Here is a 15,024-nt window from a genome sequence, read left to right as displayed (position 1 = left end):
ATGATCTTGTTCAAAATCCACGGAGGGTAAGCATGCGCAAGTTATTGATCCTGGCCATCTCGGCTGCAACGGTGGGGATGCTGGCGTCAGTCGTGTCGGCCGGCACAGAAGATTATCTTTTTGATGCCTTGAGCAAGCCCGCTTTCGCCACCCTGTATACCCCCTTGATCCGGAAAGCCGGTCTGCCGGCCTGGGTGGCCCGTGGCGGCACGGCCACGCCGGCGGTGGCCGTCAAGGACAAGGCGGGTCCGGCCAGTATTTATGCCTCCTGCAAGCCGCATGACTGCGCCTCGGAGCAGATACTGATCTACTACCGTCCTTCCGATGGCCATATGTCTGGCGTCTTCGTCCGCAACCGGCATGATGACGAAGCGAGCCCGGCCTCACAGACCCGGTTGCAATGGCTGGGCAAGTCGGTGGCCGAAGAGCGTCGCTTGCTGTTGGGGCAGCTGGATGTCAATTGAGTCGTTGCCGCCTGTTGTGCAGGCGGCAAGGCTTCTGTAGCCGACCTGTCCGAGCACCGGGCACTCCCCCGCGAGAGTGCTCGGTGTGCCCGGTATTCTTGTAGGTCCGGTTTCAACGTGAACTGTGAAGCACGTGCTTCAATCTCACGAATTATATAGATATTGTTTTTCGCATCGGCAGCAGTTTCAATTTATTGCACGAGGCTGGGGCGCGCGTTTTTACCCTGTCATTTTCAAATGACGGGTATTCGCGGTTATTATGGCCGGCTTGAAGATCAGGGTTCTGCCTTTTCGAATGAATGAGGGCTCGAAAGCGATCGTGCTCCAGCATCGATATCGGAATCTGCTGCGGTTATTCCTTGCTCGCCCGGGCCGCCCAGGAGCCTGTTGTCGCGCATTGATGGCTTTGCAGCTGTGGCTGATGTGGGGATGCGGACTCAACCTGCTGGTTGAGCGGTCCGCGTGCGCGCAGATCGCGGGGGGGGCCGAGCAGAGCTTGCCTTTGCTGCACGACTACGCCGTAGATCACTGGACGACGGGTGATGGTCTGCCTCACAACGCGATTCGCGCTATCGCACAGACACCTGACCATCATTTGTGGTTTGGCACCTGGGAAGGTCTGGTCAGTTACAACGGACTGGATTTCTCGGTATATGACCGCAGCAGTCGGCCTGCTCTGCTGGATGGTGGCATCGGTGCCTTGTATGTCGATCCCCACGGCAACTTGTGGCTGAGTGATTCGCGAGGAAACCTGTCTTGCCTGCAGGCCAATGGCCGTTGGCGCTTCTGGCCCTCTCCGGCTCATTCGGAACATATGATCGTGCAATCCATCCAGATGGATGGGCAGGGCCGTCTATGGCTGCAGTACGAGGGCAATGGCCTGGGTTATCTCGGCACCGATGGTCGCCTGCACCATCATGCTCCGGTCGCCGGGTCGCCCTTGGCCACCGTCTATTCGCATATGGTGATCGACCATGACGGTCGCATCTGGATAGGCAGCTACGACGGCCTGGTCTATCAGGATCCTGATGGCAGTACGCATCGCGCAGCAGGAGTCTTGGGTCCGGGGCATGGTCTGATCTGGCCCTATATCGCGCCCGATGGAGCGATGTGGGTGGTCTCGGCCGATCATCTGTATCGCATGCGCCGGCAGGGCCCGGAGCTGGCCTATGACTTGTCGGGTGCCGGTCAGATCACGGCTCTGCTGGAGGATCGGCAGCATGCCTTGTGGGTCGGTACGGAAAATCAGGGCATTCTGCGCATCTATGGCCATCGGATCGAATCGCTGCATCGCAATGCCGCGCTGTCGGCGGGGCGTATCGTCAGTCTGCTCGAGGATGCCGAAGGCAGTATCTGGGTGGGCTCCAACGGTGGCCTGTTCCGGTTGCGGCATACCTTGTTCAGCAATTACACCCAGCATGACGGGCTGGGCAACAATTATGTGCGAGCGGTGCTGGAAGATCATCGCGGACGACTCTGGATCGGTCACGCGGGTGGACTTGACATGGTCGATGGCGGTGGTCATTCGCACCCTGTCAGTCTGCCGACGGCGACAGGTGTCCAGCCGGAGGTCTACAGTCTGGCGGAAGATCCACGGGGCAATCTCTGGATCGGCACCTATCATGACGGAATCTATGCGATCGATCCGATGTGGAATATCCGCCATATCGACGCTCAGCATGGCTTGCCGGCAGGCAATGTCCGTGCCATCAGTATCGGCCCGGACGGGCGTGTATGGGCGGCGACCCAGCGTGGCGTGGTATGGATCGAAGGCGACAGGGTGGAGCGGCCAGCGGTCTCCGGCCTGCCCGGCGGATTGATCACGGCGCTCGACAGCATCGGCGACGATCTGTGGATAGGCACCCTGCAGGGTGCCTGGCTGCTGCGTGGCGGCCAGATCAGGCACCTGGACCTGGATGCGCTGGGCGGAGGACGTACTGTCTTCGGTTTTGCCCGTACGGCGGATGGCAGCACATGGATCAGCTCGGACCGCGGCTTGTATCGCTATCGGAAGGGACAGTTGCGGAGAGTGGGGCTGGAGCAGGGGCTTCCGGTCGACTCGGTGTTCGAGTGGGTGGAGGACCGACTGGGGAATATCTGGATCAATACCAATCGCGGTCTGCTGCGCACCTCGTTGACCGCGCTGAATGCGGCGGCAGACTACGGCACGACCATTCATCCCGAGCGTTATGACGAGATGGACGGAATGAACAGCTCCCAGGGCAATGGCAGTTCCAGCCCGGACATCATCCTGCGCCAGGATGGGACGATTGCCTTGGCCACCGCTGGCGGCGTGGCCATGCTGGATCCTCGCAAGCTGGCGGCTTATCGCGAGCTGCCGGCGCCACCGGTGGTGATCGAGAAGTTGAGCCTCGACGGCGTGCAACAGCGGATTCCAGCCGCCGGTAAATTGCTGCAGATTCCCCGGCACAGGCAGCTGGCGGTGGACTATGTGGGCTTGAGTTATCTGCTTTCGCAGCGGATCGAATACCGCACCCGGCTGGATGGTCTGGACAGTCACTGGGTGGCCCGCGGGCACCAGCGCAGTGTGGAGTATATCGGTCTGCCTCCGGGAGATTATGTTCTGCATGTGGCGGCAGCGCACCCCGGCGGAACCTGGAGTGGGCACGAAGCCGTGCTGAGATTCACGGTGCTGCCGTTGTGGTGGCAGCGGCCGGGCGTGCGGCTGCTGTTCGGCCTGCTGGTCGTGGCGGCGATCGTGCTGACTTACCGCTTCATGGTCAACCAATACAAACGCAGCAATGCGCGCCTGGCTCGCGTCGTGGCTGAACGGACCCGTGACCTGCAGTCTCAGACCGAGCAGTTGCTGGCCGCCAATCACGAGAAGAGCCTCTTGCTGGAGCAGCTGAAGCTGCAGTCGGAGGCTTACGAGCGCCAGGCGCATGAAGATGCCTTGACGGGTCTGCCCAACCGTCGGGCCTTTGATGAAGCTCTGGCGCGGGATATTCAGCGGGGACGTCGGCACGGGCATCCGTTGTGTCTGATCATGCTGGATGTCGACCATTTCAAACAGGTCAATGATCGCCATAGCCACCAGGTCGGCGATGCTGTCCTGCGGGAAGTCGGCCGGCTGCTGCGCGGCGGCTGTCGGGCCAGCGATCTGGCTGCCAGACTGGGCGGGGAAGAGTTCGCGATCATTCTGGCCAATACCGACATCGAGGATGCACGCAGGGCGCTGCAACGATTGCGCGAGACGTTCGCCGTCAACACTGACTGGCTGGGCATTGCCGGACTCCATGTCACCTTCAGCGCGGGACTGGCGCAGATGGATCCGGAGCAGGCGGACCCGGAAAACCTGATGCGGCGGGTAGACGAGGCGCTGTATCGGGCCAAGCATGGCGGTCGTGACCGCTACTGCGAGGGCTAGGCAGGCCGCAGGGCGGTTGCCAGGTCTGGGGCGGGCCCGGCTCGGCATCGAAGGTTGGATGATGTCGGGACGGGGCCCTGATCAATCTCTCGCGGACAGATCAGGGCAGGGTGGCTTCGGCACGACGAGGCGATATGGGGTGACTCATGCAGGATTTCCTGCAAGGGCAGCAGTGTGTTGCTTGCGGGGAGGTCTGACGGATGTCGAGGAAACGATGGGCGGCACTACCGAGACGCAACGCAATCTGTGGCTTTCCGGTATGGCCACCCGCTACGTGCCTTCCTGCGTGGTGACCCAGGGTGCCTCGGCCTTGCACGCCGTGAGCTATGGCGTGGTCCGTGGTGTCTTGCCGCCCGGCCAGCTTCCTGCCGCGTCGTCGGGCCTGCGTCATGTGATGACAGTTTCGGCCCCGGCAGAGCGCTACAGGCTGGCAAATGGTGTCCATTGCCTGGGTGGTACCGTGGTGCGTCGTGAAATGCACGGGGTCACGTCCGCCTATGTGCAACAGCTTGAAGGTGGATTCCCGGCGTCCTGCCTGGGCGGCCGGTGATGGGGGGCGGATACGGTTGAGGCCTTGCTGATGGTGGTCTTGTCCATCGGCGGGACCGTCGTTTGACGGGCGCAGGCATTCCATGACGGAATAGATGATATGGTCACGAAGGGATCCCCGGCTCGACAAGCAGGCACTACCATGCCCGGCATCGAACAGTACGGATCTTCCCCACCATGACGGCTCCAGCAGCATCTCCTTCCACGCCGGCTTTGTCCCGGGCCACGCTTTACGCCATGGCGTTGGCTTCAGGTCTGGGTGTGGCCAATATCTATTACAACCAGCCCATGCTGGGTGTCATGTCTCACGATCTGGCCGACCCGAAGGTGGCCAGTCTCATACCTACGCTCACCCAGTTGGGCTACGCCGCCGGCCTGCTGTTTCTGCTGCCTCTGGGCGACATGCTTGAGCGACGTCGCCTGATCGTGGTGCAGTTTCTGGTACTGGCACTGGCCCTCTGTCTGGCCGCACTGGCACCGGGGCTGGCGACGCTGGCGCTTGCTTCGGTGCTGGTGGGCGCGGCCGCCACGGTGGCACAGCAGATCGTGCCTTACGCCGCCATTCTGGCGCCGCCGAGTCAGCGTGGCGCGGCGATCGGTACCGTGATGAGCGGTCTGTTGACCGGCATTCTGCTGAGCCGGACCCTGGCCGGGCTGGTTTCCAGCATGGCAGGTTGGCGCATGATGTTCTGGCTGGCGGTGCCGCTCACCTTGCTGACGGCGCTGCTGATGCAGCGCCGCCTGCCTGCGCATCGCCCGGCCAGTCAATGGGGTTACGGGCAGCTGCTTGGCTCGCTGTATCACCTGTGGCGCCGTGAACCGGTTCTGCGGCGTTCGGCGATGACTCAGAGCATGCTGTTTGCTTCTTTCTCGGCCTTCTGGACGGTGCTGTCACTCCGGCTGGCACAATCGCCTCTGCATCTGGGCGCGGCCGCAGCAGGACTGTTCGGCATCGTCGGGGCGGTCGGTGTCACCATGGCACCGGTGGCAGGACGTATCGCCGACCGTCGGGGGCCGGCACCGGTGATCGCGGTGGGTGCACTGGTGACCTTGCTGGCCTGGTTGGTGTTCGCGTTCTGCCCCGGATTGTCCGGGCTTGTTGCCGGTGTGATTCTGCTGGATTTCGGTGTGCAGATCGCGATGGTCTCGCATCAGCACCTGGTCTATGGCCTGCACCCGGAATACAAGAGTCGGCTCAACACCTTGTATATGACGACCATGTTTGTCGGCGGTGCGGCCGGTTCGGCACTGGCTGCGGCAGTATGGCGACATGCCGCCTGGCCCGGGGTGACGATGCTGGGTGGCAGCCTTGCGCTGATGGCTTTGCTCAGCCACTTGCGGCCGCGGTCAGCCGCGATGCCGGCCGTCGACGTGCATTGACTCGACGGCGATCAGTTAGAGAGACACAGCCGCTGGCGGATCCCATGCATGGGGAGGCCAGCGGCCCTCCCGGACCGAGGCCCGATGAATGCCGGCTTCAGAGCGGTGGCTGGTGTTTCAGTACCGGGTTGTCCTGCAGCTGCTCACCCAGATAGTCGATGAAACGGCGGGCCTTGAGGCTGGGCAAACGGCCAGCCGGGAATACGGCCCACAAGTCCACGGCCGGCAGGCTCCATGAGTCCAGAGCCCGGACCACCTGGCCGCTCGCCAGCTCGGGGGCGAACATCCAGGTGGAAACCACAGCCAGGCCCAGTTCGGCCAGCACGGCGGCGCGCACGCCTTCGGCCGCGTTGGTACGCAGACGCCCTTGCAGGTCTATTTCCAGAGTCTGCCCATTGCGCATGAATACGGTTTTGCCGGCACCGCTGCCCTGCGCATAGACCATACAGTTGTGGGCGGCCAGCTCATCAGGGTGCTGCGGAATCCCGTGGCGGGCAAAATAGCCGGGTGTGGCGAGCACCTGACGGGATCCCTTCAGCAGATGCCTCGCCGTCATCGACGAGTCGGCCTGTGGTCCTATCCTCAGCGCGACATCGATGCCTTCCTGCAGCAGGTCGATGGGGCGGTCATCGAGCGCCACGTCGATCTCCAGCAATGGATACCGGTGCAGAAACGGTCCCAGTGCGGGGACGACATGCAGCCTGGAGAACGTGGTCGGTGCACTGATACGCAGCCGACCGGCCAGTCCGCCACCCAGATCCCGTGCGGCCTGTTCGGCTGACTCGCTGGCGGCCAAGGCTTCCAAGGCATGGATGTAATAAGCGTCAGCGGCCTCGGTGGGGGCCAGCCCCCGTGTGGTTCGCAGAAACAGGCGGATACCCAGGTGGGCTTCCAGCTGAGCGACGATCTTCGATACCGCCGGCTGACCCAGGTCCAGCCGGCGGGCCGCCGCAGAAAAAGACCCCGTTTCGATCACGGCGACCAGTACTTCCATGCTGTTGAAGCGGTTCACGGCGGCTCCTGGCCTCTTGATGCGTGAAATGGGGCGCGTCTGGCGCGACAGCTGCCGGGTTTTCGCATGTCAAGCGAAACGCTGTCAAACCCGGGGGCTGCCAAATGCCGGTCATCAAGATGGAGTCGCCCATGCTTCAGGGCGGCACGGATCAGACCAGCTGATCGAGCAGCGCTTCGGCGGTGGCCTCGGAAGAGCCCGGATTCTGGCCGGTGACCAACAGCCCGTCGACCACTACATAAGCCTGCCAGTCGGGGCCCTTGCTGTAGTCGCCACCTTGCGCCTTGAGCATGTCCTCGACCAGAAAGGGCACGATGCCGGTCAGGCCGACTGCCTCTTCCTCGCTGTTGCTGAAGCCGGTGACCTGCCTGCCGGCCACCAGTGCTCGCCCATCTGCCTGTTTCACATGACGCAATACGCCGGGTGCATGGCAGACGGCCGCCACCGGCTTGCCGGCCTGCAGAGCATGCTCGATCAACCGAATGGAATCGGCATCCTCGGCCAGATCCCACAGCGGACCGTGACCGCCCGGGTAGAACACGGCGTCGAAGCGAGCAATATCGACCTCGGCCAGGCGGCCGGTATGCGCCAGCGCCCGGGCTGCCAGCGGGTCAGCCTCGAAGCGGCGGGTAGCGTCGGTCTGGAAGTCCGGCAGATTGCTCTTGGGGTCCAGTGGCGGTTGTCCACCCTTGGGCGAGACCAGGGTCAGCTCGGCACCGGCATCGACAAAGCGGTAGTAGGGCGCAGCCAGTTCTTCCAGCCAGAAACCGGTCTTTTCACCGGTGTCACCCAGTTGATCGTGGGAGGTCAGTACGACGAGAATTTTCATGAACGGGTTTCCTTTGATGGAGAGGCTGGCTCAGTCGGTCAGCTGGACCACGACCTTGCCAGTGAAGCGGCTGTCCAGCAGATCGATCAGGCCTTGCGGCGCCTGGCTCAGGCCTTGCAGCACGTTCTCACGGACACGGATATGCCCATGCGCCACTTCGGGGCTCATCTCGCGCATAAAGTTGGCGTAGTCGTCGGCATAGTGGTCGCTGATGATGAATCCTTGGATCTTGATCCGACGCGCCAGCAGCTGCCCCATCACTCTCGGCAGACGATCCGGTCCGGGGTACAGGCCCTTGCTGTTGTATTGGGCGATCAGTCCGCACAAGGGTACGCGTGCGCCGATATTGAGCCGGGGCAGCACGGCATCAAACACGGCACCGCCGACATTCTCGAAATAGACATCGATGCCTTCGGGCGTGGCGGCGGCCAGCTGCCCGGCAAAATCGGGGCTGCGGTGATCGATGCAGGCATCGAAACCCAGTTCCTCGACGGCGATTCGGCACTTTTCGGCACCGCCGGCAATGCCGATGGCGCGCGATCCCTTGCGCTTGGCCAGCTGGCCGACCACGGCGCCGACCGTGCCCGTGGCCGACGCTACCACCACGGTATCGCCGGGGCGGGGTTCACCAATGCGCAACAGTCCATACCAGGCGGTAAAGCCGGGCATGCCTAGCAGGCTGAGGGCCAGCGAGATGTGCGTCATATCGGCAGGCAGCAGGCCCAGCCCGGTGCCGTCCGAGAGCGTATGGGTCTGCCATCCCCCCTGGGTCACGACGCGGTCACCGGGCTTGAACCGGGGATGACGCGATTCGATCACTTCGCTGACCGTGCCGCCGACCATCACGGCACCCAGTTCTACCGCTGGTGCATAGGAGGGTCCCTCGTTCATGCGCCCGCGCATATACGGATCCAGCGACAGATACAGGTTTTTCAGCAGAAGCTGCCCTTCGGCTGGACGCGGGATGGGGACCTCCTGCAGCAAAAAGTCCGCTGGAACAGGCGTCCCGGTCGGGCGTGCCTGCAAGACGATACGACGGTTGACGCCATGGAGCGCGGTGCCGGTATTCATGAAGGTTTCCTCGCGTGGATCGCAGTGATTACAGGCTGGCTTCCAGAATCTGCCGGCTCAGCGTCAGGTTCACATCCTGGCGTTCGCCCAGGGCCGTCATGCCGTGCTGCTGCAACTGGCTGATGATGCCGTCAATATCCCCGGCAGTGACCTTGTAATCGGACAGGCGGGTGGGGATGTCCAGGCTTTCGAAGAACTGGCGGGTGCGCACGATCGCAGCATCGATCTTCTCCGCGTCACTGCCTTCCGTGATACCCCAGACCCGTTCGGCATACTGCAGCAGTTTGCCTTGCTTGGCCTCGCGGCGCAGCTGCAGATTCGACGGCAGTACCACGGCCAGGGTGCGTGCGTGGTCGATGTCGAAAGCGGCCGTCAGTTCATGCCCTATCATGTGGGTCGACCAGTCCTGCGGTACGCCGGCACCGATCAGCCCGTTCAGGGCAAGGGTCGCCGCCCACATCAGATTGGCACGCAGCTCGTAGTCATGGGGCTCGGCCAGCACCCGGGGACCGATTTCGATCAGTGTCTGCAGCAGGCCTTCGGCAAAGCGGTCCTGAACCATGCCATCGGCTGGGTAGGTCAGGTACTGCTCCATGATATGCACATAGGCATCGACGACGCCATTGGCGACCTGGCGCGGGGGCAGGGTATAGGTCTTGGTCGGATCCAGAATCGAAAACTCCGGAAACACTTTCTCACTCATGAATGGCAGTTTCTCCTGAGTAGCCTTGCGAGTGATGACCGAGGCCTTGTTCATTTCCGAACCGGTGGCCGGCAAGGTCAGCACGCTGCCGAAGGGCATGGCCTTTTCAATATGCTGGCCGAAGCTTTGCAGAATTTCCCAGGGATCGTTGGGATAGTCGATGGCAGCGGCGACGAACTTGGTGCCGTCGATGACCGAACCGCCACCGACCGCCAGCAGAAAGTCCACCTTTTCGGTCCGGACCTCCTCAACCGCACGCATCAGGGTTTCATAACTGGGGTTGGGCTCGATGCCGCCGAATTCCCGGACGTCGCGATTGCCCAGGGCCTGACGGACTTCGTCCAGAGTGCCGTTCTTGCGGGCACTTTCGCCTCCGAACAAGATCAATACGCGGGCCTGGGCAGGGACCAGTTGATCCAGCTGCTTGATGGTGTCGCTGCCGAACACGATCCGGGTCGGATTGTAGAAATTGAAATTGAGCATAAACATCTCCTGTTTGAATTAGACCGGTCGTCTATAAGCCAAGTGCAAGAAAAGGGCGAACAAATCGCCCTGGCTGGTTCATCGGGGGCATGGCTCCAGTCCGAGTAACCGTCGGGTGGCAGTCATGGCTGCGTCGGCCGGCTCGCGATTCCTGGTAATCTTGGATCGCAGACTCGCGCCCAGCCACAGCTGGTAGAGCGTAGTCGCCGTCAACTCTGGATGGCCCAGCCGCAACGGTGGCAGTGAATGATCTTCAAGACCTTCACTGATACAGCCGGCGAGCCTGGCAATGATCTGCTGGGTTCCCCGCTGCAGAACGGCGCGCATCGCTTCCGAAAGGTCGCTGACCTCGGCGGCCAGTTTCACCGCCAGGCATCGGCCTTTGCAATCACCGTTGACTTCAAGTTCCAGCCAGCGCGTCCAGTACTGCATCAGACGATGGCCTGCAGGCATGGCGGGGGGCTGCAGCAGCGCGTCAAGATCAAGCTGGTAATGCTCGAAATAGTGTTCGAGCAATGCCTGGCCAAAAGCATCTTTGGAGCCGAAGTAGTGGTAGAACGAACCCTTGGGCACACCGGATGCCTGCAGGATCTCGTTCAGGCCAACGGCCGAATAACCCTTGCCGCTGATGATGGGTTGGGCGGTCTGCAGGATGTGCGTGCGTACATCGGAATGGAGGGAGCTCTTGGCCATGACTTGAGTCTAGCAGCCGATTAGACCGGTCGTCTAGAGATGATGTTAACCGCCGATACCATCCAGGGCGTTCCTCGACATGAGATCGGAATACATGGCGAGCCGGACGGTCTGGGCTTGCCAAGACCGTCCCATGCTCCCAAGCTGGCGCCATCGGCAGGTTGTGCCGGAACGGTTTCCCTTCATCACTTCACCCAAGCAAAGGAAGGATCGCATGTTGGATTGGCTGCAATACCGCAATGAATTGCTGGGTCGCATCGGCGACATCGGTCAACTCAGCCCCGGCACCGTCGCCGGCTACCAGGCCCTGTCAGGAGCGGGCACCAAGACCGGGCATCTCGATGCCAAGACCCGTGAGTTGATCGCCCTTGCCGTGGCTGTCACCACACGCTGTGATGGCTGTATCACCGTGCATGCGGGTGAAGCCGTGAAGCATGGAGCCAGCGAGGCAGAGATCGCCGAAGCGCTCGGCGTTGCCGTTGCCTTGAATGCCGGTGCGGCTCTGGTCTACTCGGCGCGAGCCCTGGATGCGGTCAAGGCCCACGAAGCGGCCAAGTAAGCGAAAGGCCGGGCCATCGAATCCTGGTCCGGCCCTTGGTATCGGTGCGGAAGGCAGCCTCTGCCGGACAGAATGCACTGAGGCAGGCCGCCGGTCTTGCGATACGGGAAATGGCAAGGCCGGGCGGTCTAATGAGGCCGTTTCGGGCGGTTTCTGGCCGGCGCAGCACTCACAGCCGTCCGCCTATTCGCCGCTGGACGCGTCATGATGCCGGTGTAGTGATGTCTGGAGCAGACGACTGATCAGCTTGTTGGAGCTCACTTCGGAATCCGCCGCATCGGTCTCTGTCCGGCGATGCGATGCGGGTCAGCTCATGTCGCTCGATCGGCCAAGGAGGGGGCGTGGGTTTCGGCTCAGGTGGTGCATTCAATGGCAAGGCAGGCGGTCTGTCTGAAGCATGGAGATGCTGCAGGGTCGCTTGTGGACTCGGCCGCGACCGGTCGTCGTTTGCCTGCCGGAGTGCCGTCATCACGGTGGATCGGGTGAATGATCAGGATGTTCTGGATGCAGGACAGGCAGTGTAGACGGCCTGCGTGGATGATATCTGTTACATAACGTCAGTGACTGTTTTATGCTATGTAACGTAAAATGTCAGGCCAACCTTGCAGGTGCGCCCAATGATTGATGAAAACGACCCCGGTACTGTCGGCATGGAGCTCAAGCCACGCCGAGGTCGCGGCCGTCCTCGCAAGCCGGATGCCTTGTCCAACGCCGAGCGTCAGCGTCGCTGGCGGGAGCGCCGCGCAGAGGAGGCGCGTGAGCTCGCCGCCCGGCATGCCTTGATGGCCGGGCGGGACAGCGGCCTCGGTATCGAAAAAGCTCATTCGGAACGGTTGACCGAACAATTGGTCAATGTGGGGCTGGAAACGGGCTACTGGCGCAGCCGGGCCTTGAGCTTGCAGTCCGAGCGGGATCAGTTGCAGTTCCGGTTGGCTGAACTGGAAGCTGAACTTGCCTTGCTGCGGAGCTCGTCACCGGACTGATCGAGGTCGCCGTAAGGCCGGCGCGATACTCGCGAGAGTGATCGCGCGATGAGGGTCCCCCAGACTGGCCGGAGCGAGGGGCAACCTGGACCAGCGATTCAGGTGACGGGCGGGCTGTTCAGGCGTATCCGCCTGCCCCGGCAAGCTATCGGGCATATCCTGTCAGCCTGGCGCGATTTCTTCCACTGCCAGGGACAGGCCAGACTGAGTGGCTTCGTGGTCGGCACCATGCAGCACCTGGTCTGCCCAAGGCAGATCCAAGCCATGTCATGGCGAGCCAGGTCTTGTGTATGACCGGGCCGCCTTCTTGCGCATCCGCCGGTCAATTTTCCTGGCTGGAAGATCAGATAAATATAATGCAATGTATTGTTTTAAAATAGTTCTGTTTTGTAACGGAGAATAGCAGTGAGTACACCCACGATTCCCTACGAGCAGATCAAGGACGAACTGGTCGAGGCTTTCGATTTCTTCAATCGGGAGTTGTTCGACGGAGCCGTTCCCCGTTGCATGATTTCCTACAGTCCTTGTCGCGGACGCAACGGTCATTACGCGAGAAAAAATCTCTTGTATGCACCGGCTCCGGAGGGTGAGGCCTTGCAGGTCGACGAGATATCCCTGAATCCGAACATGATCGTGCTGCGACCCTTGCAGGCGACGTTGTCGACCATGGTTCACCAGATGGCCCGAGCTTGGCGGGGGCGGATCAAGGACGAGGAAGTCCGCCTGCAGGCGCTCGATGCTCACCGCGATCCGCCTCGTCATTGGCTGGATGAACTGGAGAAAGATGACGATGAGGCTGGGCCGGACGAGGAGGCTGTGCTTGATCTGGACGATGAGCCGGCCATGCGAAGTTATGTCGATGACGGCTATCATGATCGCCTGCTGGCGGACCAGATGATCCGTATCGGATTGCTGCCCTGCGCCGAAGGTATTCCCGGTCAACGACAGACCGGCAGAAGAATAGGGCATGCCATCATTATTGGCGGGGCCTTTGACCAGGCCTGCGGCAAGCTGCTGGCCACCGGCTTTGCTTTCAGCTGGATCGGCCGCCGGATTGCGGCCTTGCCTGATCCGGGCCATTTGCCCATGCCAGCCGATCTCGGACTGAAGGAGGCGGCACCGCAGTACTGGAGCCCAGATGACACCGAGTTGATGCCGGCCCGTCAACGTGCTCAGGGCAGCCGTCGCGAGGCCTTGAACGTGGTGCGTCGTCAGGCGGGCAAGGCCTTCAGTCAGCAGGGCGTGCCGGAAGAGCGCTACAACCGGGTAGTCCATCATCTTGATGTCAGTTCGTCGGTGAAGGGGCCCAGTTCCCGTCACCGCAAGCAGTGCCCGGGATGCAGAAAGATCTGCTCAGCGCCGGCTGATTTCGAACTGATCTGCACCACGTGTCGTCGACCATTGGTCGATCTGGACCCAGACAGTTCTCCTCGGCTGCGTCGACTGCGTGACGTACAGCGTTATGAAATCGGGCCGCTGCAGGAAAATGGAGAAGTCAGCCTGAAGCGTATCGACCCCGACCGGCGAGGGCGGCCACGCAAGAGCTGAACGAGCCGGATCACGAGTGGACGGCACGCCCGCACTGCGGGAGTGGAGCGAGGCTCAGGCACTCAGGGTTTGACGTCGACCGAGACGGTATCCCTCTGCATGGCAGCCAGATCCCTTGACGCGCGGCCGCCTGAGTTACCGGCCTGGTGATGCGACTGCAAGGCGGTCTTCATGATGATCAGAAAACGACAAACAACGATGTGCCGAAGGGGGAGGGCGCCTGATTCACTGAATACTCGATACGCTATGTTCGTTACAATTCGGGCAGTTCCATGACGAGATCGACCGCAGCATGAGCAACGAGGCATTTTTTCCCATCGGCACGCCCGGACAGCCGTGGGGGAGCGAAGAAAAGGCACGGTGGTTGGCGACCCAGACGCGCAAGCGCAGCTATCACGATGAGGTGGTACGCGAAATCGACGACTTGCGGACCGATTTCGAGGTGAGCGAATATGGCCGACACACCTATGGCCATGATATCTATCCTCTTTATGCTGTGCGAAGCAAGTCCTGGAATCAGGCGCTGCCAACCGTGCTTGTGACGGGCGGCGTCCATGGATATGAAACCAGTGGCGTTCATGGTGCGCTGCAGTTTCTGAAAACACGGGCAGGGGGCTTTGCCGATCGCGCGAATCTGCTGGTGGTGCCTTGCGTCAGCCCCTGGGGCTATGAACACATCCAGCGCTGGAATCCCGATGCCATCGATCCGAACCGTTCATTCCGCGAAGACAGCCCGGCCGCTGAATCGGCAGCCTTGTGGGCGTTGACCGAACCGTTGCGCGGCGACTGCCTGATGCATATCGATCTGCACGAAACCACCGATACCGACGATTCCGAATTCCGGCCGGCGCTGGCCGCGCGTGATGGCAAGCCCTTGCCGCCAGGTGGTATTCCCGACGGGTTTTACCTGGTCGATGACAGCGAGCATCCGCAGCGCGACTTCCAGCAGGCGATCATCGCCGCCGTGCAGGCCGTGACCCATATCGCACCGGCCGATGCGGACGGCATGATCATCGGCAGCCCGGTGGTAGCACCCGGTGTTATCGAATATCCCGTCAAGCAGCTGGGCCTGTGCGCAGGCATTACCCATGCCCGATTCGTGACCACCACCGAAGTCTATCCGGATAGCCCCAAAGCCACGCCGCAGCAATGCAACGATGCCCAGGTCGCCGCGATTTGCGCGGCCATCAATCACGCGCTGGCCCAAGCATAAGTCTGTACATCAAAGATTGTCCCGCACACGGACGTGCGGATTATGACGATGTAGTTTGCAGGAAAAAACAGTTTGCGATGCCATCCGGATCGCGCAGCTGCTTGATGGAGCAGGGCAAATGTGGGCGCAACAGGCGGTTGTGTCCGTAA

General features: G+C 61.7%; 13 protein-coding genes. 8 read left to right on the top strand and 5 right to left on the bottom strand.

Annotated features, from left to right (window positions below; translation table 11 throughout):
* The first annotated feature begins 32 nt into the window (after positions 1-32).
* From FRAAU_RS09140 to FRAAU_RS09125, 4 genes are all read left to right on the top strand, one after another.
* Positions 33-464 carry an Ivy family c-type lysozyme inhibitor gene (locus tag FRAAU_RS09140; protein WP_014403254.1) on the top strand — a complete coding sequence of 144 codons (432 nt, stop codon included), beginning with the start codon at positions 33-35 and terminating at the stop codon, positions 462-464.
* 400 nt (positions 465-864) lie between these two features.
* On the top strand, positions 865-3,852 hold the full coding sequence (locus FRAAU_RS09135) for a ligand-binding sensor domain-containing diguanylate cyclase (protein WP_014403253.1): 2,988 nt from the start codon (positions 865-867) through the stop codon (positions 3,850-3,852).
* A gap of 181 nt (positions 3,853-4,033) precedes the next feature.
* Positions 4,034-4,402 (top strand): hypothetical protein, encoded by a 369-nt coding sequence (locus FRAAU_RS09130; protein ID WP_041270503.1) that lies wholly within the window; start codon positions 4,034-4,036, stop codon positions 4,400-4,402.
* A gap of 176 nt (positions 4,403-4,578) precedes the next feature.
* Entirely contained in the window at positions 4,579-5,781 is a 1,203-nt protein-coding gene (locus tag FRAAU_RS09125) for an MFS transporter (protein WP_014403251.1), read from the top strand.
* Between the two features lie 97 nt (positions 5,782-5,878).
* Here the strand turns inward: FRAAU_RS09125 and FRAAU_RS09120 are convergent, their stop codons facing one another.
* The 5 genes from FRAAU_RS09120 to FRAAU_RS09100 form a co-directional block, all read right to left on the bottom strand.
* Positions 5,879-6,793, bottom strand: coding sequence for a LysR family transcriptional regulator (locus tag FRAAU_RS09120; protein WP_014403250.1), 915 nt, complete (start codon positions 6,791-6,793; stop codon positions 5,879-5,881).
* A gap of 151 nt (positions 6,794-6,944) precedes the next feature.
* Positions 6,945-7,622 (bottom strand): type 1 glutamine amidotransferase domain-containing protein, encoded by a 678-nt coding sequence (locus FRAAU_RS09115; RefSeq protein ID WP_014403249.1) that lies wholly within the window; start codon positions 7,620-7,622, stop codon positions 6,945-6,947.
* 30 nt (positions 7,623-7,652) lie between these two features.
* Positions 7,653-8,693 (bottom strand): NADP-dependent oxidoreductase, encoded by a 1,041-nt coding sequence (locus FRAAU_RS09110; protein WP_014403248.1) that lies wholly within the window; start codon positions 8,691-8,693, stop codon positions 7,653-7,655.
* Positions 8,694-8,721: 28 nt separating this feature from the next.
* The gene (locus tag FRAAU_RS09105; RefSeq protein WP_014403247.1) at positions 8,722-9,879 is read right to left on the bottom strand and encodes an iron-containing alcohol dehydrogenase; all 1,158 of its coding nucleotides are present in this window, start codon (positions 9,877-9,879) and stop codon (positions 8,722-8,724) included.
* A gap of 78 nt (positions 9,880-9,957) precedes the next feature.
* A complete protein-coding gene (locus FRAAU_RS09100) occupies positions 9,958-10,572 on the bottom strand; it encodes a TetR/AcrR family transcriptional regulator (protein ID WP_014403246.1) in 615 nt (204 codons plus the stop codon).
* Between the two features lie 214 nt (positions 10,573-10,786).
* Between FRAAU_RS09100 and FRAAU_RS09095 the strand changes: the two genes are divergently transcribed.
* The 4 genes from FRAAU_RS09095 to FRAAU_RS09080 all read left to right on the top strand — a co-directional run bounded on the left by FRAAU_RS09095 (position 10,787) and on the right by FRAAU_RS09080 (position 14,875).
* Entirely contained in the window at positions 10,787-11,131 is a 345-nt protein-coding gene (locus FRAAU_RS09095; RefSeq protein ID WP_014403245.1) for a carboxymuconolactone decarboxylase family protein, read from the top strand.
* A gap of 617 nt (positions 11,132-11,748) precedes the next feature.
* Positions 11,749-12,114, top strand: coding sequence for a hypothetical protein (locus tag FRAAU_RS09090; RefSeq protein WP_014403244.1), 366 nt, complete (start codon positions 11,749-11,751; stop codon positions 12,112-12,114).
* A gap of 405 nt (positions 12,115-12,519) precedes the next feature.
* Complete coding sequence (locus tag FRAAU_RS09085) at positions 12,520-13,662, top strand: hypothetical protein (protein ID WP_014403243.1); 1,143 nt, start codon at positions 12,520-12,522, stop codon at positions 13,660-13,662.
* 292 nt (positions 13,663-13,954) lie between these two features.
* Positions 13,955-14,875 carry a M14 family metallopeptidase gene (locus FRAAU_RS09080; protein ID WP_014403242.1) on the top strand — a complete coding sequence of 307 codons (921 nt, stop codon included), beginning with the start codon at positions 13,955-13,957 and terminating at the stop codon, positions 14,873-14,875.
* Positions 14,876-15,024 lie beyond the last annotated feature (149 nt).

The organism is Frateuria aurantia DSM 6220 (assembly GCF_000242255.2).
GTDB lineage: Bacteria > Pseudomonadota > Gammaproteobacteria > Xanthomonadales > Rhodanobacteraceae > Frateuria > Frateuria aurantia.
The sequence above is the reverse complement of the archived record's forward strand: the minus strand, read 5'-3'. Positions and strand labels throughout refer to the sequence as shown.

Coding starts and splice junctions, on each gene's coding strand:
- FRAAU_RS09140 (WP_014403254.1), top strand. CDS start 33: ATGCGCAAGTTATTGATCCTGGCCATCTCGGCTGCAACGGTGGGGATG.
- FRAAU_RS09135 (WP_014403253.1), top strand. CDS start 865: ATGGCTTTGCAGCTGTGGCTGATGTGGGGATGCGGACTCAACCTGCTG.
- FRAAU_RS09125 (WP_014403251.1), top strand. CDS start 4,579: ATGACGGCTCCAGCAGCATCTCCTTCCACGCCGGCTTTGTCCCGGGCC.
- FRAAU_RS09115 (WP_014403249.1), bottom strand. CDS start 7,622: ATGAAAATTCTCGTCGTACTGACCTCCCACGATCAACTGGGTGACACC.
- FRAAU_RS09110 (WP_014403248.1), bottom strand. CDS start 8,693: ATGAATACCGGCACCGCGCTCCATGGCGTCAACCGTCGTATCGTCTTG.
- FRAAU_RS09105 (WP_014403247.1), bottom strand. CDS start 9,879: ATGCTCAATTTCAATTTCTACAATCCGACCCGGATCGTGTTCGGCAGC.
- FRAAU_RS09100 (WP_014403246.1), bottom strand. CDS start 10,572: ATGGCCAAGAGCTCCCTCCATTCCGATGTACGCACGCACATCCTGCAG.
- FRAAU_RS09095 (WP_014403245.1), top strand. CDS start 10,787: ATGTTGGATTGGCTGCAATACCGCAATGAATTGCTGGGTCGCATCGGC.
- FRAAU_RS09090 (WP_014403244.1), top strand. CDS start 11,749: ATGATTGATGAAAACGACCCCGGTACTGTCGGCATGGAGCTCAAGCCA.
- FRAAU_RS09080 (WP_014403242.1), top strand. CDS start 13,955: ATGAGCAACGAGGCATTTTTTCCCATCGGCACGCCCGGACAGCCGTGG.